The organism is Streptosporangium sp. NPDC051023 (assembly GCF_040689595.1).
GTDB lineage: Bacteria > Actinomycetota > Actinomycetes > Streptosporangiales > Streptosporangiaceae > Streptosporangium.
Map to the genome: position 1 here is coordinate 29,385 of NZ_JBFBCE010000022.1, position 22,512 is coordinate 51,896.

Annotated in this window: 21 protein-coding genes; 7 read left to right on the forward strand and 14 right to left on the reverse strand. The window is 69.8% G+C overall.

All coding sequences use genetic code 11. From position 1 onward, the window contains the following. Nucleotides 1-75 precede the first annotated feature (75 nt). Together AB0395_RS16725 and AB0395_RS16730 are read right to left on the reverse strand one after the other, a co-directional pair. On the reverse strand, nucleotides 76-714 hold the full coding sequence (locus tag AB0395_RS16725) for a VC0807 family protein (RefSeq protein ID WP_366281421.1): 639 nt from the start codon (nucleotides 712-714) through the stop codon (nucleotides 76-78). Continuing rightward, nucleotides 711-1,889 (reverse strand): alpha/beta hydrolase, encoded by a 1,179-nt coding sequence (locus tag AB0395_RS16730; protein WP_366281423.1) that lies wholly within the window; start codon nucleotides 1,887-1,889, stop codon nucleotides 711-713. Before AB0395_RS16730 ends, AB0395_RS16725 begins: the two co-directional genes overlap by 4 nt. 98 nt (nucleotides 1,890-1,987) lie before the next feature. On the opposite strand from AB0395_RS16730, the gene AB0395_RS16735 reads away from it, so the two are divergent. Further along, nucleotides 1,988-2,551 carry a TetR/AcrR family transcriptional regulator C-terminal ligand-binding domain-containing protein gene (locus AB0395_RS16735; RefSeq protein ID WP_366281424.1) on the forward strand — a complete coding sequence of 188 codons (564 nt, stop codon included), beginning with the start codon at nucleotides 1,988-1,990 and terminating at the stop codon, nucleotides 2,549-2,551. A 98-nt stretch (nucleotides 2,552-2,649) separates the two neighbouring features. Here AB0395_RS16735 and AB0395_RS16740 read toward each other — a convergent pair whose 3' ends face one another. From AB0395_RS16740 to AB0395_RS16770, 7 genes are all read right to left on the reverse strand, one after another. After that, nucleotides 2,650-3,930: a thymidine phosphorylase gene (locus AB0395_RS16740; protein ID WP_366281425.1), complete on the reverse strand. Its 1,281-nt coding sequence runs from the start codon at nucleotides 3,928-3,930 to the stop codon at nucleotides 2,650-2,652. Nucleotides 3,931-3,932: 2 nt separating this feature from the next. Next, nucleotides 3,933-4,328 carry a cytidine deaminase gene (locus AB0395_RS16745; RefSeq protein ID WP_366281427.1) on the reverse strand — a complete coding sequence of 132 codons (396 nt, stop codon included), beginning with the start codon at nucleotides 4,326-4,328 and terminating at the stop codon, nucleotides 3,933-3,935. A gap of 114 nt (nucleotides 4,329-4,442) precedes the next feature. Continuing rightward, a complete protein-coding gene (locus tag AB0395_RS16750; protein ID WP_366281428.1) occupies nucleotides 4,443-5,720 on the reverse strand; it encodes an ABC transporter permease in 1,278 nt (425 codons plus the stop codon). A 43-nt stretch (nucleotides 5,721-5,763) separates the two neighbouring features. Further along, nucleotides 5,764-6,915 carry an ABC transporter permease gene (locus AB0395_RS16755; protein WP_366281430.1) on the reverse strand — a complete coding sequence of 384 codons (1,152 nt, stop codon included), beginning with the start codon at nucleotides 6,913-6,915 and terminating at the stop codon, nucleotides 5,764-5,766. Nucleotides 6,916-6,985: 70 nt separating this feature from the next. Then, nucleotides 6,986-8,536, reverse strand: a complete 1,551-nt coding sequence (locus AB0395_RS16760) for an ABC transporter ATP-binding protein (RefSeq protein ID WP_366281572.1) — start codon at nucleotides 8,534-8,536, stop codon at nucleotides 6,986-6,988. 75 nt (nucleotides 8,537-8,611) lie between these two features. Then, entirely contained in the window at nucleotides 8,612-9,691 is a 1,080-nt protein-coding gene (locus AB0395_RS16765; RefSeq protein WP_366281432.1) for a BMP family ABC transporter substrate-binding protein, read from the reverse strand. A 359-nt stretch (nucleotides 9,692-10,050) separates the two neighbouring features. Then, nucleotides 10,051-11,289 carry an amidohydrolase gene (locus AB0395_RS16770; RefSeq protein WP_366281433.1) on the reverse strand — a complete coding sequence of 413 codons (1,239 nt, stop codon included), beginning with the start codon at nucleotides 11,287-11,289 and terminating at the stop codon, nucleotides 10,051-10,053. Between the two features lie 575 nt (nucleotides 11,290-11,864). Between AB0395_RS16770 and AB0395_RS16775 the strand changes: the two genes are divergently transcribed. Further along, nucleotides 11,865-13,193 (forward strand): peptide ligase PGM1-related protein, encoded by a 1,329-nt coding sequence (locus AB0395_RS16775; protein ID WP_366281435.1) that lies wholly within the window; start codon nucleotides 11,865-11,867, stop codon nucleotides 13,191-13,193. Here AB0395_RS16775 and AB0395_RS16780 read toward each other — a convergent pair. After that, nucleotides 13,152-13,370 carry a hypothetical protein gene (locus AB0395_RS16780; protein ID WP_366281436.1) on the reverse strand — a complete coding sequence of 73 codons (219 nt, stop codon included), beginning with the start codon at nucleotides 13,368-13,370 and terminating at the stop codon, nucleotides 13,152-13,154. The two genes, AB0395_RS16775 and AB0395_RS16780, sit on opposite strands and share 42 nt — an antisense overlap. Before the next feature lie 94 nt (nucleotides 13,371-13,464). On the opposite strand from AB0395_RS16780, the gene AB0395_RS16785 reads away from it, so the two are divergent. The 4 genes from AB0395_RS16785 to AB0395_RS16800 all read left to right on the forward strand — a co-directional run bounded on the left by AB0395_RS16785 (nucleotide 13,465) and on the right by AB0395_RS16800 (nucleotide 17,133). Beyond that, entirely contained in the window at nucleotides 13,465-14,616 is a 1,152-nt protein-coding gene (locus tag AB0395_RS16785) for a D-alanyl-D-alanine carboxypeptidase (protein WP_366281438.1), read from the forward strand. 92 nt (nucleotides 14,617-14,708) lie between these two features. Beyond that, complete coding sequence (locus tag AB0395_RS16790) at nucleotides 14,709-15,959, forward strand: sensor histidine kinase (RefSeq protein ID WP_366281440.1); 1,251 nt, start codon at nucleotides 14,709-14,711, stop codon at nucleotides 15,957-15,959. Beyond that, on the forward strand, nucleotides 15,950-16,591 hold the full coding sequence (locus tag AB0395_RS16795) for a response regulator transcription factor (protein ID WP_366281442.1): 642 nt from the start codon (nucleotides 15,950-15,952) through the stop codon (nucleotides 16,589-16,591). Before AB0395_RS16790 ends, AB0395_RS16795 begins: the two co-directional genes overlap by 10 nt. Before the next feature lie 8 nt (nucleotides 16,592-16,599). Further along, nucleotides 16,600-17,133, forward strand: coding sequence for a hypothetical protein (locus AB0395_RS16800; RefSeq protein ID WP_366281443.1), 534 nt, complete (start codon nucleotides 16,600-16,602; stop codon nucleotides 17,131-17,133). A gap of 100 nt (nucleotides 17,134-17,233) precedes the next feature. Here the strand turns inward: AB0395_RS16800 and AB0395_RS16805 are convergent, their stop codons facing one another. The 3 genes from AB0395_RS16805 to AB0395_RS16815 all read right to left on the reverse strand — a co-directional run bounded on the left by AB0395_RS16805 (nucleotide 17,234) and on the right by AB0395_RS16815 (nucleotide 20,585). Then, nucleotides 17,234-18,178 (reverse strand): YihY/virulence factor BrkB family protein, encoded by a 945-nt coding sequence (locus AB0395_RS16805; protein ID WP_366281444.1) that lies wholly within the window; start codon nucleotides 18,176-18,178, stop codon nucleotides 17,234-17,236. Nucleotides 18,179-18,252: 74 nt separating this feature from the next. After that, the gene (gene trpS / locus AB0395_RS16810; protein ID WP_366281445.1) at nucleotides 18,253-19,257 is read right to left on the reverse strand and encodes a tryptophan--tRNA ligase; all 1,005 of its coding nucleotides are present in this window, start codon (nucleotides 19,255-19,257) and stop codon (nucleotides 18,253-18,255) included. A gap of 14 nt (nucleotides 19,258-19,271) precedes the next feature. Further along, the gene (locus AB0395_RS16815) at nucleotides 19,272-20,585 is read right to left on the reverse strand and encodes a hemolysin family protein (RefSeq protein WP_366281447.1); all 1,314 of its coding nucleotides are present in this window, start codon (nucleotides 20,583-20,585) and stop codon (nucleotides 19,272-19,274) included. A gap of 122 nt (nucleotides 20,586-20,707) precedes the next feature. On the opposite strand from AB0395_RS16815, the gene galE reads away from it, so the two are divergent. Then, the gene (galE, locus tag AB0395_RS16820) at nucleotides 20,708-21,673 is read left to right on the forward strand and encodes a UDP-glucose 4-epimerase GalE (RefSeq protein WP_366281449.1); all 966 of its coding nucleotides are present in this window, start codon (nucleotides 20,708-20,710) and stop codon (nucleotides 21,671-21,673) included. Here galE and AB0395_RS16825 read toward each other — a convergent pair. Next, nucleotides 21,670-22,371, reverse strand: a complete 702-nt coding sequence (locus AB0395_RS16825; protein WP_366281451.1) for a hypothetical protein — start codon at nucleotides 22,369-22,371, stop codon at nucleotides 21,670-21,672. The two genes, galE and AB0395_RS16825, sit on opposite strands and share 4 nt — an antisense overlap. Between the last annotated feature and the right edge of the window lie 141 nt (nucleotides 22,372-22,512).

The window sequence follows — 22,512 nt, forward strand, 5'->3', positions numbered from 1 at the left end:
TCAAGCCCCGGGTGCTCAAAGCCCCGTGTTCGAGCCCTGTGTTCGAGCCCCCGTGTTCAAGGCCGCCGGCCGTACTCAGGGCTGCGCGGGCGGCACCGGCGACGGCGGGGCCGATGTGAGCGCCCGCTCGGCCCGGCCCCCGTACCGGGCCGACCAGACGCCGAGCAGAACCAGCGTGCCGATCAGCAGCATCGGCGACAGGCCCGCCATGACGTCCACCGGCAGCAGGTAGACGAGCGGGATGCGGACGGACGACTCGGCCAGCAGGGCGACGGCCCAGGTCAGGGTCATCACGAGGTACACCCTTCTGAAGGCGGGCCGGGCCGTGTAGAGGACGTCCCAGCGGACGGCGGTCGCCTCGTCCTCCGCGCCGAAGCGCTTGGCGATCCCGAACGCCGCGGGGCGCCCCGCCAGGCAGGTTCCGGCCAGGACGAGGGCGAGGACCGTCGTGGTGACCGACTTGATGACCAGCATGAACCGCTCGTCACCGGTGAGGAACGACAGGACCAGGCCGAGCGCGAACACCAGGCCCGTGCAGGCGGCGAAGCCGTCCAGCCTGCGCTCCCTGGCGGCCACGTAGACCACGCGCAGCGCGCCCACGCAGGTCGCGGCGAGCAGCGCGGCGTACTCGCTGAGGCCGAACCAGCGCAGCACGTAGTAGGCGGCGACCGCGGGAAGCACGTCCCACTGCAGCGCGGGCAGCATCTTCTTCATCGGAGGGTCCTCTCCAGCCAGTCACCGATGCGGCCCATGGCCAGGCGCTGGGCGCCCGACTGACAGTGGGCGTCCGCCCCCTCGGCCTCGGTGAACTCGATGAGCGTCTTGTCGCAGGTCAGGTGCGCGTACAAGGTCTCGGGCTGGCCCTTGAAGCTGAAGTCGTCCGGGGCCGAGCAGACGAGCGTCGGGCAGGCGATCCGCTCGGCGACACCGTCGCGCAGGTGGTAGCCGAGCATCGCGGTCAGGTAGCCGCTCGGCGAGGTCCCCGTCACCCAGGTGCCGTGGGTGACGGCCCAGCGGGTGACCGTGTCCTGCGCCATCAGGCCGCGGACGATATCGTCGGCCTCCGGCTGGGCCAGGGCTTGCCTGGTCGCCTCCCGGTCGCCGCCGAACCTCTCCGCGATGACGGCGCCCATGTCGTAGACCCCGTCGAAGGCGATGACCGCCTTGATCCTGGGTTCGAACGCGGCGGCGCGCGGCGCCAGCAGGCCTCCCATGCTGGCCCCGAGCAGCGCCACCCGCTCCGGATCCACGTACGGCCTGGCCAGCAGCCAGTCGAGCACCGGGCCGACCACGTGCTCCCAGTCGGACCGGAAGACCAGGCCCCGGCGCATCGCCCCCGGCTGCCCAGGACCGTCGAAGACCAGCACGTTGAAGCCGCGCTCGTGCAACGCTGCGGCGGCGAAGAAGTGCATCTCCTCGGCGCTGCCGTCGAAGCCGTTGTGCATGACCACCGTGGCGCCCCCGCTGCCCCGGTAGAAGTAGCCGGGCAGCGCGGTGCCCTCGTAGGGGATCTCGACCGGCTCGATGCCGCGGATCTCGGCGAACTTCCTGAAGGAGGCGACCTGCCGCGCGTAGGCGGCGTCGATGCGCGGGTCCGAAGGGTCGCCGTGCAGGAAGAACTCGGCCGCGCGGTAGTAGTTGGACGCCCGCAGGAAGCCGTCGCCCGCGCTGACCGGCTGCCCGGCCGCGAGCCAGTGCTCGGCCTCCGCGGCCACCCGGTCCGCCGTGGCCAGCCACTCGTCGTGCCAGCTGTCGTAGTCGCTCTCGACGATCCGCTGGGCGGTCATGACGACCTCGCCGAAGTCGGCTCCGCCGTAGGTGATGTGACCGAACGAGCGCAGCGTCTCGTACCAGAACGTCGTGTCCTTCTCGAAGATGAACGGGCGCATCTACTAACTCCTTAATGCAAGTTATTTCGCTTCAAGCTCGCTTCAAGGTAGCGCGCCCTTGGCGCTTAAAGCAAGAGGCTTCGCGTTAATATGGTTCCATGCAACCTGCACGCAGGCCGGGTGGCCGCACCGCGAGGGTCCGCACCGCCGTACACGAGGCGGTGCTGGAGCTGCTGCGCGAGGAGGAGTGGGACGACGTGAGCATCGCCCAGGTGGCCGAACGCTCCGGCGTGCACCAGGCCACGATCTACCGGCGCTGGGGCACGCTCAGCGGGCTGATCGACGACGTGGTGTACGAGCGGCTCTCGCAGGGGTCACCCGTGCCGGACACGGGCACGCTCCGCGGCGACATCGAGGCCTACGCGTTGCAGGTCGCCGAGGACGTCTCGGGACCGCTGGCCGCCCTGCTCATGCGGGCGGGCATGGTGGGCTCACGCGGCCCAGAGGGCGAGACCTTCCTGATAAACCGGGGTGTTCAACTACAGGCCATGCTCGACAGGGCGGCGGCGCGCGGGGAGCAGCCGCCCACGCTGCTGGAGCTGATGGAGGTGATCATCGCGCCGCTCTACTACCACGCGATCTTCTTCAACCGCCCGGCCGGGCCCGATCACGCCAGATCTCTCGTCGACAGACTTCTCAGCCTGCGCGGGTCATCGGGGTGACCCGCGCGGGCTGAGAAACCTGCCACCTCCCGTACGGCCCCCGGTCAGGGCCGCGCACCCCGGCACGGTGACGCGGCCGGAGGGAATGTGACCGGAGGTCAGGCGGTGATGCGGTCGATCACCAACGGCAACAGCTCGGGAGCGGGACTCTCGCCGACGGTGTAGGCGCCCTCAAGCGCGGCCAGCGCCCGCTCGAAGCGGGAGGCCTCGTCCGCGTGCAGGGTCATCAGCGGCTGCCCCTCGCGGACGGTGTCACCGGGACCCGCGTGCAGCACGATGCCCGCGCCGAAGGACACCGGGGCCTCCTTGCGCTCCCTGCCCGCGCCGAGCCGCCAGGCGGCCAGGCCGACGCCGTACGCGTCGAGCCTGGTCAGCACGCCCGACGAGGGCGCGGTCACCTCAAGAGTCTCGGCCGCCCTGGGCAGCGGAGCGTCGGGGTCGCCGCCCTGGGCGCTGATCATCCGGCGCCAGACGTCCATCGCGGAGCCGTCCTCAAGGGCCCGCTCCGGGTCCTTGCCCCCGGTCAGCCCGGCGGCGGCCAGCATCTCGCGGGCCAGCCGCACGGTCAGCTCGACCACGTCCGCCGGGCCGCCTCCCGCGAGCACCTCGACGGACTCGGCGACCTCAAGCGCGTTGCCGACGGCCCTGCCGAGCGGCCGGTCCATCGCGGTGAGCAGCGCGACGGTGCGGACCCCGGCGTCCGTGCCCAGCTCGACCATCGTCGTGGCCAGCTCGCGGGCCCGGTCGACGGTCTTCATGAAGGCGCCGGAACCGACCTTCACGTCCAGCACCAGCGCCCCGGTGCCCTCCGCGATCTTCTTCGACATGATCGAGGAGGCGATCAGCGGGATCGACTCGACGGTGCCGGTGACGTCGCGCAGCGCGTACAGCTTCTTGTCCGCGGGGGCGAGCCCGTCCCCCGCCGCGCAGACGACCGCACCGGCCTTGCCGAGCACGTCGAGCATCTCGTCGTTGGACAGCGAGGCACGCCAGCCCGGAATGGACTCCAGCTTGTCCAGCGTGCCCCCGGTGTGGCCCAGACCCCGCCCGGAGAGCTGGGGCACGTAACCGCCGCACGCGGCGACCAGCGGGGCGAGCGGTAGTGTGATCTTGTCGCCGACGCCGCCGGTCGAGTGCTTGTCCGTGGTAGGGCCGGGCAGCGCGGACCAGTCCATCCTGGCGCCGGAGCGGATCATGGCCTGGGTCCACTCGGCGATCTCCCGCCGGTTCATGCCGTTGAGCAGGATGGCCATCGCGAGCGAGGACATCTGCTCCTCGGCGACGACGCCCCTGGTGTAGGCGTCGACCACCCAGTCGATCTGCTCGGCGGACAGCTCACGGCCGTCTCGCTTGGTGACGATGACGTCGATCGCGTCCACGGTCAGTTCCCCCGGTTCAGGTCGTCGGGCCCGAAGGCGTACGGCAGGATCTCCGCCATCGGCTTCGGGCCGTCCACGGTCTCGACGAGCAGCTCGGGCCCGCCGAACTCGAACAGCAACTGGCGGCACCTGCCACACGGCATGAGCAGCTCCTCGTGCCCGTCGACGCAGGTGAACGCGACCAGCCTGCCGCCGCCCGTGGCCTGGAGCGCGGAGACGAGGCCGCACTCGGCGCACAGGCCGATGCCGTACGAGGCATTCTCCACATTGCAGCCGGAGACGAGGCGCCCGTCATCGACGAGCGCCGCAGCGCCGACGGGGAACCTGGAGTAGGGGGCGTAGGCGTTCGCCATGGCCCGTACGGCCTCCGCCTTGAGGGCGGCCCAGTCGATGGTCATCCGGCTCGCTCCACTCGTGGACGGGTGATCACCCGCGCCCTGCCCGCCACCCTACTCAAAACAGTCATTCCCCACTGAAAACCGCCGCCCCACCCGGCGCCGCGCCCGGCGCGGTCACTTCGCCTGTCCCCTGCGGTACGGCACGCCATCGGCCGCGGGCGGCCGGAGCCGCTGGGCGGCCAGCGAGAGCACCAGCAGCGTGGTGATGTGCGGGGCGACCGAGGTGAACTCGGACGGGACGGTCTGGGTCAGCGCGAACACCGTGAAGACGGCGACCGCCGCGACCCCGCTGATCAGCGCGGCTCTGGTGCGCCGCTGCGCGACGAGCTGGTAGACCGCCGCCGCGGCGACGAGGATGGCGACCACCAGCAGCAGCGCGTGCACCGACTCCCCGCCCCTGCGGAGCTGGAGCGCGTCGGTGTAGCCGAACAGCGTCGCACCCGCGGCCAGGCCGCCGGGACGCCAGTTGCCGAAGATCATGGCGGCCAGGCCGATGAAGCCCCGGCCTCCGGTCTGTCCCTCGCGGTAGGCGGTCGCGGCGACCAGCGAGAGGAACGCGCCGCCGAGCCCCGCCATGGCGCCCGAGACGAGCACCGCGACGTACTTGTAGGCGTAGACGTTGACGCCCAGCGACTCCGCCGCGACCGGGCGCTCGCCGCAGGAGCGCAGCCGCAGGCCGAACGCCGTACGCCAGAGCAGGTAGTAGCTCAGCGGGACCAGCGCGATCGCCAGGACGGTGAAGAGCGAGACGTTCGTGAGCAGGCCCCGCAGGATGCCCGCCACGTCGGAGACGAGGAACCAGTGGTTGGACTCCAGCGAGGCCAGCAGGTCCCCGATCCCCGGCACGCTCACGATGCCCGGCTTGGGCACGGGAGGCGACTGCGTGTCGCCGCCACCCGGCATCTCGGCGAATGTGATCTTGGAGAGGAACTGGGTGACGCCCAGGCCCAGGATGTTGATCGCGACGCCGGAGATGATGTGGTCGACCCCGAAGGTCACGGTCGCGATCGCGTGCAGCAGGCCGCCGAGGAGACCGCCGATCGCGCCCGCGAGCACGCCCGCCCAGGGGTTGCCGAAGTGCAGCGCGCCCCAGGCGCCGCACCAGGTGCCCAGGACCATCATGCCTTCCAGGCCGATGTTGACCACACCGGCCCGTTCCGACCACAGGCCGCCAAGACCGGCCAGGCCGATCGGCACCGCCAGTGCGACGGCGGCGTTGATCGCCCCCGCCGAGGTGAGGTCGACGGCGCCGGTGACGGCCCTGGTGATCGACAGCAGCAGGACCAGCCCGCCGAAGGCGGACAGCAGGACCTGCCAGGTGACCCTGAACCTGCGGGGTTTGGGGGGCTCAACGACGGGGGCCTTGGCCAGGGTGAGACCGCCTTCGCTCATGCCGACGCTCCTTCGACCCGGACCGGGATGAGACGGTCTCCGCTCATGCCGACGCTCCTTCGGCCTGGACCTGGGTCCCGCCCGTCAGTTCCTTGCTGACCCTGCGCTGTCCCGCCGAGATCTGGTAGCGGTGGACGAGCTCGTAGGCGATGATGACCGACAGCACGATCGTGCCCTGCATGATCTGAACGATCTCCGGGGAGATCTCATGCAGCTGCAGGATGTTCGACGAGGTGTCGAGGAAGGCCCACAGCAGGGCGCCGAAGGCGATGCCGACGGGGTTGTTGCGGCCGAGCAGCGCGATCGCGATGCCGATGAAACCGAGCCCCGGCGGGAAGTTCAGGCTGTAGCTGTAGGACTCACCGAGCAGGTTCGGCATGCCGGCCAGGCCCGCGACCGCGCCCGACAGGACCATCGCGATGAGGACCATCCGCTTGACGTTGACGCCGCTGGCCACCGCCGCGGGCTCGGAACGCCCGGTGGCGCGCAGGTCGAAGCCGAAGCGGGTCCGGTTGAGCACCACGTAGTACAGCACGCCCATGACGGCCGCCAGGATGATCAGCCCGTCCACCTTCAGCGGGGTTCCCGGGATGAGCGGGATCCCCGGGACCTGTCCGGAGGGGCCGAGCGGCTTCGTGCCGATGTTGTTGCTGCCCGCGACCTCGACCGCGAGCCGGTCCTTGTTGAGCAGCCAGGAGCCGAGCGCGGTGGCGATGGCGTTCAGCATGATCGTGGAGATGACCTCGCTGACGCCGCGCCTGACCTTGAGCAGGGCCGCGATCGACGCCCAGCCCGCGCCGACCAGCACCGCGACGAGGATGATGGCGGCGACGTGCAGCGGGCCGGGCAGCGTGATCGCACCGCCGACCGCCGCCGCGATGAGCGCCGCGAGACGATACTGCCCGTCGACGCCGATGTTGAACAGGTTCATCCTGAACCCGATCGCCACCGCCAGCGCCGAGAGGTAGTAACCCGACGCCAGGTTCAGCGCCAGCACCATCGACCGGGGCTGCACGCCGTAGTCGACCATGACGCCCAGCGTCTCCAGCGGGGGGTCGCCGGTGATCAGCAGGACGATCGAGGTGATCAGGCCTGCGAAGACGACGGCGAGGATCGGCGCGGCGAGCGAGAGCAGGCCGCCGAGCTTGACCCGGCCGAGCAGCCGGTCGGCGAAGGTCGGCTCCGTGGAACTCACGCGACCACCCCCGCGAACGTGCGCGCCGTACGGACGCCCGCCCTCACTGGCGTATGGGTTGTGTGGATGTTCACGCCGCCTCCCCGGCACCGGTCATGGCCGATCCGAGCTGCTCCGGCGTGACCGTCAGCGGATCGACGTCGGCGACAAGGCGCCCGCGCAGGATGACCTTCAGCGTGTCGGACAGGCCGATGAGCTCGTCCAGGTCAGCCGAGATCAGCAGTACGGCCAGGCCCGCGGCGCGGGCGGCGCGCAGGTGGTCCCAGATCGCGGCCTGCGCCCCGACGTCAACGCCACGGGTCGGATGGGAGGCGATCAGGAACACCGGGTTCCCGCTCATCTCCCTGCCGACGATCAGCTTCTGCTGGTTGCCGCCCGACAGCGCGGCGGCGTCCACGTCGATGCCCGGCGTGCGGACGTCGTACTCCTCGACGATGCGCCGGGTGTCCTTGCGGGCGCCCGCGCGGTCGATCCAGGGGCCTTTGACGTTCGGCCGTTGCGTCTGGTGGCCGAGGATCCTGTTCTCCCAGAGCGGCGCCTCGAGCAGCAGGCCGTGCCGGTGCCGGTCCTCGGGGATGTAGCCGATGCCCGCCTCGCGGCGGCGCAGCGTCGGCCAGGCGGAGATGTCCTCCTCACCGAGGCGGATCTCGCCCTCCGAGGACCGCATGCCCATGACGGCCTCGACCAGCTCGGCCTGGCCGTTGCCCTCGACGCCCGCGATGCCGAGCACCTCGCCCCTGTGAATGTCGAAGCCGACCCCCTCGACGAGTGGCCTGCCGTCCGCCGAGCGGACCGTCAGGTTCCGCACCGACAGCGCGACCGTCTCGGTGACGGTCGACTCACGCGTCTCGGGACTGGGCAGCTCGCTGCCGACCATCAGCTCGGCGAGCTGCCTGGCGGTGACGTCCCCGGGATTCACCTCCGCGACGGTCGTGCCGCGCCTGATGACGGTGATGGCGTTCGCGACGGAGAGCACCTCGTCCAGCTTGTGGGAGATGAAGATGATCGTCAGCCCCTCGCGAACCAGCCCGCGCAGGTTTTCGAAGAGCTCGTCGACCTCCTGCGGCACGAGCACGGCGGTCGGCTCGTCGAGGATGAGGATCCGGGCGCCCCGGTAGAGGACCTTGAGGATCTCGACCCGCTGCCTGGCTCCGACGCCCAGGTCCTCGACCGTGGTGTCCGGGTCGATGCCGAGGCCGTAGGAGTCGGAGATCTGCCTGATCTTCCTGCGGGCGGCGCCGAAGTCGATCGCGATCCCCCCTGCACGGGGCTCACTGCCGAGGATCACGTTCTCCAGCACGGTCAGGTTGTCGGCGAGCATGAAGTGCTGGTGGACCATGCCGATGCCCATGGCGATCGCGTCGGCGGGGGATTTGAAGGTCACGGGCTTCCCGGTGACACGGATCTCGCCCTCGTCGGGGCGCTGCATGCCGTACAGGATCTTCATGAGGGTCGACTTGCCCGCGCCGTTCTCACCGACGACGGCGTGCACGTGACCTTGCTGGACGGACAGGGAGATGTCGCGGTTGGCGACGACGCCGGGGAACCGTTTGGTGATCCCCTCTAGCTCGACGGCCGGTGTCGAGGTACTGATGACGGCCCCCTCCGTGCGGATGGCCATGACTACGGAACGCAACGCGGAAAGCTACCCAAAGGGCCCGGGGAAAAATCCGCCGGGCCCTTCATTGACATCGAATCAGGAGGTCTTGTCCGGGACGACGATCTCGCCGGAAATGATCTTCTGCTTGAGCTCGTCGAGCTGGGCCTTGATGTCGTCGACCTGGCCGCCGGTGGTCGAGTAGTCGACGCCGCCCGCCTTGAGGTCGTAGGTCGTGACGCCCGGCTTCACCGAGTTGGAGGTGAAGCTCTTCAGGAAGTCGAAGACGGCGACATCGACCTTCTTGATCATGGAGGTCACGATGACGCTCTGTACGTCGGCCGCGGCGGTCTTGGCCTGGTCGGAGTCGACGCCGATGGCCAGGCCCTTCGCGGCCTTCGCGGCCTCGAACACGCCGCCGCCGGAACCGCCCGCGGCGTGGTAGACCACGTCGGCGCCCGCGTCGAACATGCCCTGGGCCGCGGTCTTGCCCTTGGCCGGGTCGTTGAAGCCGGTGAAGTCCGGCGGCTGGGTGAGGTACTTGACGTCGACCTGGATGTCGGCCTTGACCTTCTTGGCCCCGGCGAAGAACCCCGCCTGGAACTTCTGGATCAGCGGCACCTGAACACCGCCGACGAAGCCGATGTGCTCCTTCTTCGACTTCAGCGCCGCCGCGGCGCCGACGAGGTAGGAACCCTCCTGCTCGGCGAAGAGCAGGTTGGAGACGTTGGGCGCGATGGCCGCGGCGTCGTCGACGATCGCGAACTTCACGTCGGGGAACTCGGCGGCGACCTTCTTCAGCGAGCCCGAGTAGGCGAAGCCGATGGCGATGACCGGGTTGTAGCCGCCCTGGGCGAGCAGCCTGAGCCGCTCCTCCTTGGCCGCCTCGGTCTCGCCGCTGCCCGCCTCGAGCTCCTTGGTGTCGGCGAGGCCGAGCTCGGTCTTGGCCTTGTCGAGACCCGCGGCGGCGGCGTCGTTGAACGACTGGTCACCCCTGCCGCCGATGTCGTACGCCAGGCCGACCTTCGGGCCCTTCGCCGCCGGGGGCGCGCTGCTCGCGCCGCCCTCCGGCTTGGCCGACGTGGCCGGCGCCTCGCTTCCACCGCACGCGGCAGCCCCCATGAGCATGCCGCCTGCGACCACGGCCGCGGTCAGCCTGCCGAATCGGTTCTGAAGCAAGATGGACCCCCTTCGCGTTCAGTGCACGCGCGAAGAGACGCACGGCAACCCTGCACGGAAGATAGTTGGTTGACCATGCTTGACCAAACCAGCGCACCAGTCCGCAACAGGTCCGTTATGCAGCTCACGCCACCTCGTGACCCTCAAGGACGGCCGATCCTACCTAACGGTAGCTTCGGCCGCCCTCACGATAGCGTCACGGTAAGGCATCGCCCCCCACCGCAGGTCCACCGGCGATCAGCCCGCGGGTCCCACCCGTCGTCCGGCGGCCGCCGGACGACGGAACAGCGGCGGCCGGACGACGCGGTGCCAGACCGCGAAGCCGGGCGAAGGAGCCAGGCGAGGGAGCCAGGCGACGGTCAGGCGATCGCGATGCCCGCGACCGGCTCGGTCGCGCTCGGCCGCCGCCCCTCCCAGAGGGCGGTCAGCGCGGTGGCCGCCATGAAGCGCACGCCCGCGGCGATGCAGGCCTCGTCCACGTCGAACGTGCCCTGGTGGATGTCGCCGAGGTGCGGGGAGCCCGGGGTTCGGGTCCCGAGCCTGGCGAAGGCCCCGGGGATGGACTCGAGGTACCAGCCGAAGTCCTCGCCGCCCAGGCTCTGCTGCGTCGGCTCCGCGGCACCCTCCCCCAGCACGCCTCCCGCGGCCTCGGCCAGCATCTGCACGCTGACCTCGTCGTTGACCACCGGCGGCACGCCTCTGACGTAGTCCATGCGGGCCTCGACCCCGTAGGCGCCCGCGACGGACTCGAGCAGAGTCTTGATCATGTCGGGGGCCGCATGCCACGCCTGCTCGTCCAGGCAGCGCACGGTGCCCTCGGCGAGGCCCTCGTCCGGGATCGCGTTCGCCACCGACCCCGCCTCGACCCGGCCCCAGACCAGGCTCAGCGACGAGCGCGGGTCGATCCTGCGCGACAGCGCGGCGGGCAGCTCGGTGAGGATCTTGGCCAGGGCGAAGACCAGGTCCGCGGTGAGGTGCGGCCTGGCGGTGTGCCCGCCGGGACCGCTCACCCGGATGAAGACCTTGTCGCAGGCGGAGGTGATCGGCCCGGTCTTGAGCCCGACCTTGCCGACGTCGACGCGGGGGTCGCAGTGCAGCCCGAAGATGCGGTCGACGCCGCTGATGCCGCCCGCGGCCATGACCTCGAGCGCGCCACCGGGAAGCTCCTCGGCGGGCTGGAAGATCAGCCGGACCCTGCCGGGCAGCAGCCCGGCCTCCGCCTGCTTGGCGAGGAAGAGCGCGGTGCCGAGCAGGATCGTGGTGTGCACGTCGTGGCCACAGGCGTGGCAGACACCGGGGACCGTCGAGCTGTAGGAGACGTCCTTCTCATCGGGCACCGGCAGCGCGTCGATGTCGGCCCGCAGCGCGACGGTCGGCCCGTCGCCGCTGCCGACCTCGCAGATCAGGCCGGTGCCGCGCGGCAGCACCGAGGGGACGAGCCCGGCGGCGGTCAGCCGGTCCGCGATGCGCTGCGTCGTCCGGTACTCGGCGAACGCCAGCTCGGGATGCATGTGCAGGTCACGCCGGAAGCCGATCAGTTCCTGCTCTGATCCGGCGAGGAAGGCGTCGAGTTCTCCCCGCAGATTACGCCCCCGCATTGGTACACCGTCCTATCCGCGCCGGCAGTCTTGATCCTCGACGCACCATGCCACTGCCCAGAATCGGGCGATCCATGAAGCAGCCCCGAAAAAGTGATCGCCGCACCGGTGGGCCCGAGGGGGTGCTCAGGGCCGTGTCGGCGCGGACCGATGAACCGCCAGCACGGAAGCGGCAGGCCGGTCTGAGGCCACCGGCGTGTTGACGATGACTCGACTTTATCCCCCCTCGGACACAGCTCGCCGTCATCTCTGCCAAATGTTTTGCTGCCCCATGCTCTCCATTCACACCTCCTGACCCACTTGGACCAGGGATGATGACCCGGATTGACTACCGGCGCGCTAGCCGCCCCCTACCGGAGGCCCATGGAGGGGCCCGGTCCCGGCCCTGTTGAAACATCGAGGGGCTGGCAATTTACGTGACCTCAGGTACTACTCATAGAACCCGACGGAGTGATGCAAACAGGAGGAATGCATGTTTAACTCCGTTTATGATCACTTGCATCCCGTTCGGGGAGAAGCATTCGAGATTGAGCATCTTCGAACCGGACGAAGGGACCATAGTGATCGTCCCTTCGTTGTCCCTCCCCCAGGACGAACTACGCAGGATCACCGGGGCCCAGTGTTACGAGGAGCGGTTGCTGTTCCTCCTGCTGACCCTCAGGCAACCGGGAGTCGAGATCGTCTACCTCTCCTCGGCGCCGGTGGACACCGCGACGGTTGACTATTACCTGAGCTTCCTCGACGACCCCGGCGAGGCCCGCTCACGGCTACATATGATCAGTTTGGACGATCTCGGCTCCGGGCAGCTCACCGAGTCGCTGCTGCGGCGCCCCGACCTCCTCACGAGGGTCCGTACGATCCTCGACCGCACGGACGACGCCTGGATGGTGCCGTTCGTGGTCAGCGAGCACGAGGAACGGCTCGCCGAGATCCTGAACCTGCCGATCTACGGCCCCGCGACCGCGCTGGCCCCCCTGGGCTCGAAGAGCGGGGGGCGCGCGATCGCCGAGGCGGCCGGGGTCCCGGTGGTGAAGGGCTTCTCCGACCTACGCTCGCTGACCGAGGTCGAGCACGCGGCCCGCGCGCTCAACCCCGGCTCCAGGCTGATGGTCAAGCTCAACAACAGCTACTCGGGACTGGGCAACGCCATCGTGAGCAGGGTCGACGGGCCCCTCACCACGAGCCCGACGAGTTTCTCCGCCCCCGACGAGACCTGGGTGACGTTCGCCGAGAAGATCGCCGAGCGGGGCGCGGTGCTCGAGGAGTTCATCGAGGAGCGCCCGCTGTACTCCCCGAGCGCCCTGGCCATGATCACCCCTGGCGGCTCGTACGACGTGGTCGCCACGCACGAGCAGATCCTCGGCGGCCAGAACGGCGACGTCTACAAGGGCTGCGTCTTCCCCTCAAGAGCCGACTACCGCACCGAGGTCGGAGAATGCGCGGAGCGGATCGCCGAGGTGCTCGCCGCGCGCGGCGTGGTCGGGCTGTTCGGCGTCGACTTCTTCGCCGTCAAGACCGACGCCGGGTACCACGCGCTGCTGTGCGAGATCAACCTGCGCATCGGCGGCACCACCCATCCGTTCGGCGCCGCGCTGCTCACCACTGAGGCGACCTACGACCGGCCGAGCGGCACGCTGATGCGCGACGGCCAGTCCAAGTACTACGTGGCGACGGACAACTGCGCCGCGGAGCGGCTGCTCGGCCGTACGCCCGCGGAGATCGTCAAGTTCGTCAACGACAGTGGGCTCGGCTTCGACCGTGAGCGCCGTACCGGGAACGTGCTGCACCTGCTCGGCGCGCTTCCCGAGCACGGCAAACTCGGCTTCACCAGCATCGGGAACTCACCGGACGAGGCGACCGAGCTACACGGGCGGACCCTGAGTGCGCTTTGCCAGTCCGCGTAGGCCGATCACGCCGAGCACAACCGCCAAGACGATGTTGACTCCGATCAGGATGCCGTGCACCACGTAGAAGGCCGTCGGATGACCCTCGGCGAGGTTGAAGCCGAGGTTTATCCACTCGAAGATCATGAAAACTGCGACGCCGACCAGGAATCCGGCGATCTTTCGCGACATTTGCATGGCATCAGTATTCCTTCGCACCATTCCGCCCCTGATCAGGGCGTCGCTCGCATGATACGAATCGGCACGAAGCTACCCTGAGATCATTATGGGGATGAGACATGTCGCGCCCGTCGGGGTGCTGCTGGCGGCGAACGCCCTGCTCGGGGTTCCCGCGCACGCCGGTGACAGACCGGTCGCACACACCGGCAACGGATCCGCAGGCGGCACCGCGCACGCCGACAACGGGCCCGTCGGCGGCACCGCGCTCGGCGGGCGTGGCATCGTCGCCCCCCCGGGGATGAAGGCGCCCCCCAAGACCGCCGCGAAGTCCTACGTGATCGCCGACGCGGAGACCGGGGAGGTCCTCGCCGCGAAGGACCCGCACGGACGCTACCTTCCCGCGAGCACGCTCAAGACACTGACCGCACTCACCCTGATCCCGAAGCTCGACAAGGCCATGAAGGTCAGGCCGAGCAGCCGCGCGGTGAACGAGGAGGGCAGCGCCGTCGGCCTGGTCTCCAAGCCCCTCTACACCGTCGAGGACCTCTTCAAGGCGTTGCTGCTGGTCTCGGGCAACGACTGCGCGATGGCGCTGGCCGAGGCGAACGGCGGCCTCGCCAAGACCCTGCGGGACATGAACGCCGAGGCCAAGCGGCTGCAGGCCTTCGACACCGTGGCCAAGACGCCCAGCGGCCTCGACAAGCCCGGCCAGAGCAGCTCCGCCTACGACCTGGCGCTGATCGCCAGGGCCGGGCTGGCCAACCACGACTTCCAGCGCTACACCAGCACGAAGACCGGAAAGTTCCCCGCCCCCAAGGGCTACTACGAGATCGGCAACCACAACAAGCTGCTCTGGCGTTACAAGGGCATGATCGGCGTCAAGAACGGCTGGACGTCCAAGGCCCTGGGCAGCTTCGTCGGCGCGGCCAGGCGGAACGGCCACACGGTCATCGTGACGATCATGCGGCACGACGGCTATTTCTGGAACGAGGTCGCCGACCTGCTCGACTGGGGGTTCGCCGCCCGCGGCAGGGTGGCGCCGGTCGGCCGGCTGGTCGACCCGCTCCCCGAAGCGACCCCCACCCCGACCGGCCAGGCCGCGGCGCCCCAGGTAGCGCGGTCCACCACCCCGCGGGCCACCGACGACGGCGAGCGGAGCCAGGGCCCTTCCCCCGTCCTCTACGTGCTCGGCGCGGGCGTTCTCGGCGGCGGGGCACTGCTGGTGTACGGCCTGCGCAGACGGTCCCGCAGAAAACCCTCCTAGGCACACCGGAGGCGGGGTGTAGCCTGCCTCACCGTTTTCCCGGATACCTCGGCCATGTCCACCGGATGACGGCATTCCTTACCTTTGGTGCTATGAACGACGTCGAGGTGCTCACCCCCTGGGACAGGATCTGGAGCAGGATCCGTGTCCACTGGTCGGCGCCGACATGGTTGCGCACCGCACACGTGGTGACGGGGCTGCCGATCGGCCTGGCGGTCTCAGCCGTGATCGCGGGCCTGATCGCGGCCTCGGTGCTGCTGGTGTGGACGGTGATCGTCCCGGTCATCGCACTGACGCTGCTCTGCCTCGCGATGCCACTGTTCACCCGGCTGCAACGGGCCCGCTTCCAGGCGTTCCTCCGCGTGGACATCCCGCGGATGCCACGGCGCCCGGGGATCCGCAACCCCTTGAAGCGGCTGGTGCGCGAGGCACGGACCGGCAGCACCTGGCGGCAGCTCGCCTACCACCTGTCGGCGCCGCTGATCGGCCTGGTCGGTTTTCTCGGGGTGGTCGCGGCCTGGGCGACCGTCCTGCTCTCGATCATGATCGCCGTACACCTGTGGAACATCGGCGGCGGATGGTACGGCGCGATACCCGCCGCAGTCGCGCTGGTGCTGCTCGTCGTCACGCCGTGGGTGGCGCGCGGGATCACCGCGCTCGACGTGATCGCCGCCGGGGCCCTGCTCGGCCCCAGCACGAGCGACCTGCTGGCCCAGCGGGTCGAGAGCCTGCGCGAGAGCCGCGCCGAGGTCGTCGACGCCGCGGACGCCGAACGCCGCCGTCTCGAAAGGGACCTGCACGACGGCGCGCAGCAGCGGCTGGTGTCGCTGGCGATGAACCTGGGCATGGCCCGCACCACCCTCACCGACCTGCCCGAGCCCGCCCACGAGGTGATCGTCCAGGCGCACGAGGAGGCCAAGCAGGCGCTCAAGGAGCTGCGCGACCTCGTACGCGGCCTGCACCCGGCCGTGCTCAACGACCAGGGGCTGGACGCGGCGCTGTCCGGTGTCGCGGCGCGGGCCCCCTTCCCGGTCAAACTGGACGTCGAGGTGGCCGAGCGCGTCTCCCCGACCATCGAGGCGGTCGCGTTCTTCGTGGTCTCCGAGGCGCTGACCAACATCGCGAAACACGCCCGTGCCTCAAAGGCCGTGGTCACGGTGCGCCGCAGCGACCGGCTGCTGCACGTGACCGTCCACGACGACGGCAGGGGCGGCGCGACCCCCGACGGCGGCACCGGGCTGCGCGGCCTGGCCCAGCGGGTCGGCTCCGTCGACGGGACACTGGGCATCGACAGCCCCAACGGGGGCCCGACGACCATCGCGGTGGAGCTGCCATGCGGGTGATCCTGGCCGAGGACTCGGTTCTGCTCAGGGAGGGGCTCGTCCGCCTGCTCGCCAGCGCCGACATGCACGTCGTCGCGGCGGTCGCCGACGCGGAGGGGCTGTTGCGCGCGGTCGAGGAGCACGAACCCGACCTGGTCGTCACCGACGTGCGCATGCCGCCCTCGCACACCGACGAGGGCCTGCGCGCGGCGCTCGTGCTGCGCAGTCAGCACCCGAACCTCCCGATCCTGGTGCTGTCGCAGTACGTCGAGGAGCGCTACGCCACCCAGTTGCTGTCCACCGCGACCAACGGCATCGGCTATCTCCTGAAGGACCGGGTCGCCGACGTCGCCGAGTTCCTCGACGCCCTGCGCCGGGTCGCCGACGGCGGCACGGCGCTCGACCCCGAGGTGGTCGCCCAGCTCCTGCTGCGCGGGCGCAGCGACCCCCTCGACCGGCTGACCCGCAGGGAGTACGAGGTGCTCGCGCTGATCGCCGAGGGCCGGTCGAACGCCGGGATCGCCGAAGCCCTGGTCGTCTCGGAGAGCGCCGTCGGAAAGCACATCAACAACATCTTCGCCAAGCTCGACCTCTCCGGCGCGGACAAGGACCATCGCCGGGTGCTCGCCGTACTGCGGTTTCTGAAGATCTGAAAGAGGACATGACCATGCGCAACGGCGTCAGGATCGGCTGGATCGTCGTGGGCGGGGCGCTCAGCGTGATGCTCGTGGCCGTCATCACGGTGTCGGTGTGGGTCCAGCTCAGGCTGCCCCACCCCTACGACTTCGCCTATCCCGGCTCCTACGACTCCTCCCTCGTCAGCAGGCAGGCGTCGGAGAGCGACGCCCCGACCGTCTACACGCTCACGTCGCCGTGGGTCATCGTGGACGCCACGGGGCGGGTCGGCGTCAGAGTCGTCCCCGGCGCCGCGGGCAGGCTCTCGGTGAAGAGGGAGATCGCCTGGCCCCGGGCGTCCCACGGGCTCAGGGAGACGTGGGAGAACGGCAAGACCCTGCGGGTCAGGCTGACCTGCTCGGAGAGCGAGGGCGCCAACGAGTCCTGCCTGGCCGACTACACGCTGGGCGTCCCCTCCGGCGCCAAGGTCATGATCGCGACCCCGTCCGGGACCGAGCAGTGCCCGCTCAAGGCCACGGAGACGATCTGCCGTTATCCGTCAGGGGGAAGGACGGAGTGAGACGTTTCCCGGCTCCGGACGACGGGGCACGGGTACGGCCAGGCGGTCCTCAGGACGGCTCAGAGGCCCTCGGAGCCGTGCAGGCCGGCCTTCGAGCCCTTCAGGACAGTTCCTCCTGCGGGGGGCCCATCCCGGGGACGGGGGTCGGCTCCGGCGGCGGGCCGAGCGTGGCGGTCTCCGTCCAGGCGGCCGCGTAGAGGATCACCCTGGAGGAGAGGTTGATCCAGATCAGCAGGCCGACCATCACCGCGAACACCCCGTAGATGGGGTTGTTGAGCGTCCGCGACAGGATCAGCGCGGCGAGTTGCTTGAGGAGGCCGAAGCCGACCGCGCCGAGCAGCGCGCCCCGCAGCACCACCCTGATCGGCTGCCGCGACCGGCCCATCCAGTGCAGGATGATCACGAAGACGACGGTGTCGGCCAGCAGGCTGACCGCCAGGCCCAGGAGCCTGAGCGACCAGCTCTCCGCGGCCGAGCTGGACAGGCCCAGTTTCTCCGCGACGACCCCGCCTGCCTGGGTCGCGAAGCCGCCGACCAGCACCGAGGCGATCATCGTGATGCCCACGAGGGCGAAGGCGGTCAGGTCCCTGAGCTTGGCCAGGAAGAAGTTGAGCGGTGGCTCGGTGGTCATGGACATCTCGCGGAGCGCGCCGCGCAGCGCGTCGATCGCGCCGAGCCCGGCGTAGAGCAGGCCGAGAAGACCGATGATCCCGACGCTGGCCCTGGAGTCGGCGATCTGCTGGATCGGAAGCTGAGCGGCCAGCCCGGGGAGGTATTGGTCGATGGCGCGCTGCAGCGTCTTGACGGCGTCCGGCCGCACGGACAGGAAGTAGCCGAAGACCGCGAAGGCCAGCGCGATGATCGGGAAGAACGACAGGAACGCGAAGTAGGTCACCGCCCCGGCCAGCCGGTCGCCCGCCTGGAGCTGGTAGCGCTGCACGGTCCTGATCAGATGGTCGAGCCAGGGCCACCTGACCCGGTCCGCAGCGATCTTCGTTCTGCCCCACTCACGGACCGCGACGATCCGTTCCTGCACGCTTGTCACGCGCGGTCACCTACCCAAATACCGCCGGACCGTACGTAAGACCTCACATGAGACGTACGGCCCCGCGGGGCGGGTCACACCGTGGGCAGGAATCCGACCCGGTCGCGCACCTTCGCCATGGTCTCCGCGGCGACCGTGCGAGCCCGCGCCGCGCCGACGGCGAGCATCCGGTCGAGCTCGGTCTCGTCGGCCAGCAGTTTCTCGGTCCGCTCCCTGATCGGCGTGAAGATCTCCACGACGACCTCGGCGACGTCCTTCTTGAAGGTGCCGTAGCCCTGTCCGGCGTAGCGGGCCTCAAGCTCGGGGATCGGCGTGCCGGTCAGGGCCGACTGGATGCGCAGCAGGTTGGTGACACCGGGCTTGTTCTCGTCGTCGGCGAGGACCTCGGAACCGGTGTCGGTGACCGCGCGCATGACCTTCTTGCGCAGCGGCCCCGGCTGCTCCAGCAGGTCCAGGATGCCGCCGGGCGAGGAGGACGACTTGGACATCTTCGCCGTCGGATCCTGCAGGTCGGTGATCTTCTCCACGGCCTTGACGATGTGCGGCTGCGGCAGCGTGAAGGTCTCGCCGAAGCGGTGGTTGAAGCGCTGCGCGAGGTCGCGGGTGAGCTCCAGGTGCTGCTTCTGGTCGGCCCCGACCGGGACCCGGTCGGCCTGGTAGAGCAGGATGTCGGCCGCCTGCAGGATCGGGTAGGTGAACAGCCCGACGCTGGTCGAGCCCTCGCCGTACCGGGCGGACTTGTCCTTGAACTGGGTCATCCGGCCCGCCTCGCCCATACCGGTCAGGCAGATCAGCACCCAGGCCAGCTCGCTGTGCTCGCGGACGTGGCTCTGCACGAAGACCGTGGACCGCTCCGGGTCGAGGCCCGCGGCGAACAGCTGGGCGGCGGCGATCCTGGAACGCCTGCGCAGCGCCTCCGGCTGGTAGTCCACCGTGATCGCGTGCAGGTCGACGACGCAGTAGAAGGCGTCGTGGCCCTCCTGCATGGCGACGTACTGCCGGACGGCACCGAGATAGTTGCCCAGGTGGAAGGAGTCCGCGGTGGGCTGGATTCCGGAGAAGACACGGGGACTGGCCATAGCACGTAATTGTGTCAGCTGTCGGGAGTGTTCGGTGCCTCCGGCGCGGATGCGCGGCGTTTTATCCGGACTCTGGACACCCTGCGGCCGTCCATGCCCGTTACGGACAGCTCGAATCCGGGGATCTCAACACGCTCCCCCATCCCCGGGAGATGACCGAGGGCCGCCATGACGAATCCGGCGAGGGTCTCGTAGGGCCCCTCCGTCAGCCGGATGCCGGTCTCGGTCTCCACCACGTCGAGGTTGGCCAGGCCGTCGAGCTCGACCTCCCCCGCGGGCAGCACGGCCCGCTTGTCCTGGATGTCGTGCTCGTCGCGGATGTCGCCCACGAGTTCCTCGACCAGATCCTCCAGCGTGACGATGCCCGCGGTCCCGCCGTACTCGTCGATCACGATCGCCAGGTGGTGCCCCTCCCCCCGCATCTCCGACAGCGTGGCGAGCACCCGCTTGCTGATGGGGACCAGCTTGACGGGGCGGATCGGCACCAGCTCGCTGATCGGCTCGATGGATCCGGTCAGCACCGGGTCGAGCAGGTCCCTGATGTGGACGAAGCCCACGACGTCGTCGTAGGAGTCGCGGTAGACGGGGAAGCGGGAGTGCGGCATCGCCGCGGCCAGCACCGCGGCCTCGGCCAGCGGGGTGTCGACCGCCATGAACTCGACCTCGGTGCGCGGCAGCATCACCTCGCGGAGCTGGCGCTTGGCCGCGGCGAACACCTCCGCGATCAGGTGGCGCTCGTCCACGGTGAGCTCGTGGTGACCGACGACCATGTCGCGCAGTTCCTCGGTCGTGATCTCCTCGCGGTCGGCCTCCGGGTCTCCACCGAGCAGCTTGACCACGCCGTCGGTCGACGTGGAGAGCGCCCAGATGACCGGGCGCGACAGCGCGGCCATCCGGTCGAGGAACGGCGCGACCACCAGCGAGAGCCCCTCGGCCCGCTGCAGGGCGATCCGCTTGGGCACCAGCTCGCCCAGCACCAGCGAGACGTAGGAGATCGCCAGCGTCACCAGCACCAGGGCGAGCGGGGCGGCGACCGCCTGGGGCACGCCCCAGGCCGTCACGATCGGCAGGAGGTCCCTGGCGAGGGTGTCCGCGCCAAAGGCCGCCGACAGCATGGTCGCCACGGTCACGCCGATCTGGACGGCGGACAGGAAGCGGTTGGGGTCGTGGGCGAGCTTGGCAACCCTGGCCCCCCTGCGGCCCCGGGTTGCGAGCCTGCGCACCTGGCTCTCTCTGAGGGAGACCATCGCCATCTCCGCGGCCGCGAAGAACCCCCCGATCAGGATGAAGACCAGGACCAGGGCCGCGTTCGCCAGGACGCTGTTCACGAAATTGTCTCCGTCATGGCCGCCGCCCGTTCCGACTGTGGCCGATATTTGATGTGCAAGCATATGCTGGCACTGGCCTTACAAAAATAAACACATTCAAACATCATCAAACAGGAGGCTCCGTGAAGTTGCTGGTCACCGGTGGTGCCGGATACATCGGAAGCGTCGTGGCGGCGCAGCTCGTCGAGGCGGGTCACGAGGTCACGGTGCTGGACGACCTCTCCACCGGCCACGCGGACGCGGTCCCCTCCGGCGCGCGCTTCGTCGAGGGGTCGATCACCGACGCCTCCGGCGTGCTGACCGGTGTGGACGGCGTCCTGCACTTCGCGGCGAAGTCCCTGGTCGGCGAGTCCGTGGAGAAGCCGGGCCTGTACTGGGACCGCAACCTGGGCGGCACCCTGGCCCTGCTCGACGCCATGCGGGCCGCCGGGGTCGGCCGGATCGTCTTCTCCTCCACCGCCGCCACGTACGGCGAGCCGGAACGCTCCCCGGTGCTGGAGACCGACCCGACCCGGCCGACCAACCCGTACGGCGCCTCCAAGCTCGCGGTCGACACCACGCTGACCGCGTTCGCCGGGCTGTACGGCCTGGCCGCGGTGAGCCTGCGTTACTTCAACGTCGGCGGCGCGTACACCGCCGGGGACGGACGCCTCTACCGCGAGCGGCACACCGTGGAGACCCACCTGATCCCTAACGTCCTCGCCGTCGCGCTCGGCGGACGCGAGCCGGTCAACCTGTTCGGCACGGACTACCCCACCCCTGACGGGACATGCGTGCGCGACTACATCCATGTCGCCGACCTCGCCAGGGCGCACCTGCTGGCGCTCGACTCCTGCTCCGCGGGCGAGCACAAGATCTACAACCTGGGCAACGGCACCGGCTTCTCGGTGCGCGAGGTCCTGTCGGTCTGCCGCGAGGTCACCGGGCACGAGATCCCCGCGGTCGAGCGCGAGCGCAGGCCGGGCGACCCCGCGGTGCTGGTCGCCTCATCCGACAAGATCCAGCGAGAGCTGGGCTGGAAGCCGGAGCACCCCTCGATCAGGGACATCGTCACCGACGCCTGGACCGCCCTGCGCGGCGCCCTCTAGCGCAGACTGATGCGAGCCATGTTGTTCGCCGGGCGGCGGTCTCCCACCTGGGTGGAGTAGACCGTCGCCTTGGCTTTCGGCGCGCGCCTCCTGGCGCGGAAGGCGAGCCTGAGGCTCACCTGCCTGCCCGAACCGACCGCGCCCAGCGCGCAGCCGACGTAGCCCGCGTACGCATGGCACCGCGCCCCCTTCGCCGACAGGAAGCGCGCCTTGACGGTACGGAGGAAGACGGAGGCGTCCTTGACGACCCTGGGGCCCCGGTTGCGCACCACGGCGTCCATCGTCACGAGGCGCCCGGCCCTCGTCCTGTGCGACAGCCGTACCGCCAGGTCGGCACCCTCGTCGACCGGGGTCGTCAGCCGAGCGGAGTTGTTCGTCTCATCGCCGTCGACCACCTCTGAGGAGAGCACGGCCGTCGCCGTCAGCGGGCCGCGCGCGCCCGTCCTGACGATGCCGTTGATGGTCACCCCGCCGTCGGTCCCCGCGAGGACGTCCTGCTGGGAGGCGCAGACCACCTCTCCGGCCGTCCTGCCCGGCAGACACTCCGCGACGTTGACGCCGAGGATGTCGACGCCGTGCGGCAGCCGTACGACGAGCAGCGGCAGCACCGCGTCCTCCGGGCCCGCGTTGTGCACCTCGACCCGGTAGGTCAGCGGCTGCCCCGGCTGTGCGATCCCCGGCGAGACCTGGAGTCGCACCGACAGATCCGCTCCATTCCATCTCCCCTCCGCGCCCTCCGCCTGCACCGTCCCCGGCATCCAGAAAAGGGCGAAACTGACAACTCCAGCGACGAGCCGCGCCGCACCATGCGCTGTGAACACCGATCCCCCGAACATCAG

What these genes read in the sequence shown, in the direction of transcription:
- AB0395_RS16795 (WP_366281442.1), top strand. Translation starts at nt 15,950, where the DNA reads ATGCGGGTGATCCTGGCCGAGGACTCGGTTCTGCTCAGGGAGGGGCTC.
- AB0395_RS16785 (WP_366281438.1), top strand. Translation starts at nt 13,465, where the DNA reads ATGAGACATGTCGCGCCCGTCGGGGTGCTGCTGGCGGCGAACGCCCTG.
- AB0395_RS16735 (WP_366281424.1), top strand. Translation starts at nt 1,988, where the DNA reads ATGCAACCTGCACGCAGGCCGGGTGGCCGCACCGCGAGGGTCCGCACC.
- AB0395_RS16780 (WP_366281436.1), bottom strand. Translation starts at nt 13,370, where the DNA reads ATGCAAATGTCGCGAAAGATCGCCGGATTCCTGGTCGGCGTCGCAGTT.
- trpS (WP_366281445.1), bottom strand. Translation starts at nt 19,257, where the DNA reads ATGGCCAGTCCCCGTGTCTTCTCCGGAATCCAGCCCACCGCGGACTCC.
- AB0395_RS16750 (WP_366281428.1), bottom strand. Translation starts at nt 5,720, where the DNA reads ATGAGCGAAGGCGGTCTCACCCTGGCCAAGGCCCCCGTCGTTGAGCCC.
- AB0395_RS16800 (WP_366281443.1), top strand. Translation starts at nt 16,600, where the DNA reads ATGACCATGCGCAACGGCGTCAGGATCGGCTGGATCGTCGTGGGCGGG.
- AB0395_RS16725 (WP_366281421.1), bottom strand. Translation starts at nt 714, where the DNA reads ATGAAGAAGATGCTGCCCGCGCTGCAGTGGGACGTGCTTCCCGCGGTC.
- AB0395_RS16730 (WP_366281423.1), bottom strand. Translation starts at nt 1,889, where the DNA reads ATGCGCCCGTTCATCTTCGAGAAGGACACGACGTTCTGGTACGAGACG.
- AB0395_RS16790 (WP_366281440.1), top strand. Translation starts at nt 14,709, where the DNA reads ATGAACGACGTCGAGGTGCTCACCCCCTGGGACAGGATCTGGAGCAGG.
- AB0395_RS16770 (WP_366281433.1), bottom strand. Translation starts at nt 11,289, where the DNA reads ATGCGGGGGCGTAATCTGCGGGGAGAACTCGACGCCTTCCTCGCCGGA.
- AB0395_RS16745 (WP_366281427.1), bottom strand. Translation starts at nt 4,328, where the DNA reads ATGACCATCGACTGGGCCGCCCTCAAGGCGGAGGCCGTACGGGCCATG.
- AB0395_RS16760 (WP_366281572.1), bottom strand. Translation starts at nt 8,536, where the DNA reads ATGGCCATCCGCACGGAGGGGGCCGTCATCAGTACCTCGACACCGGCC.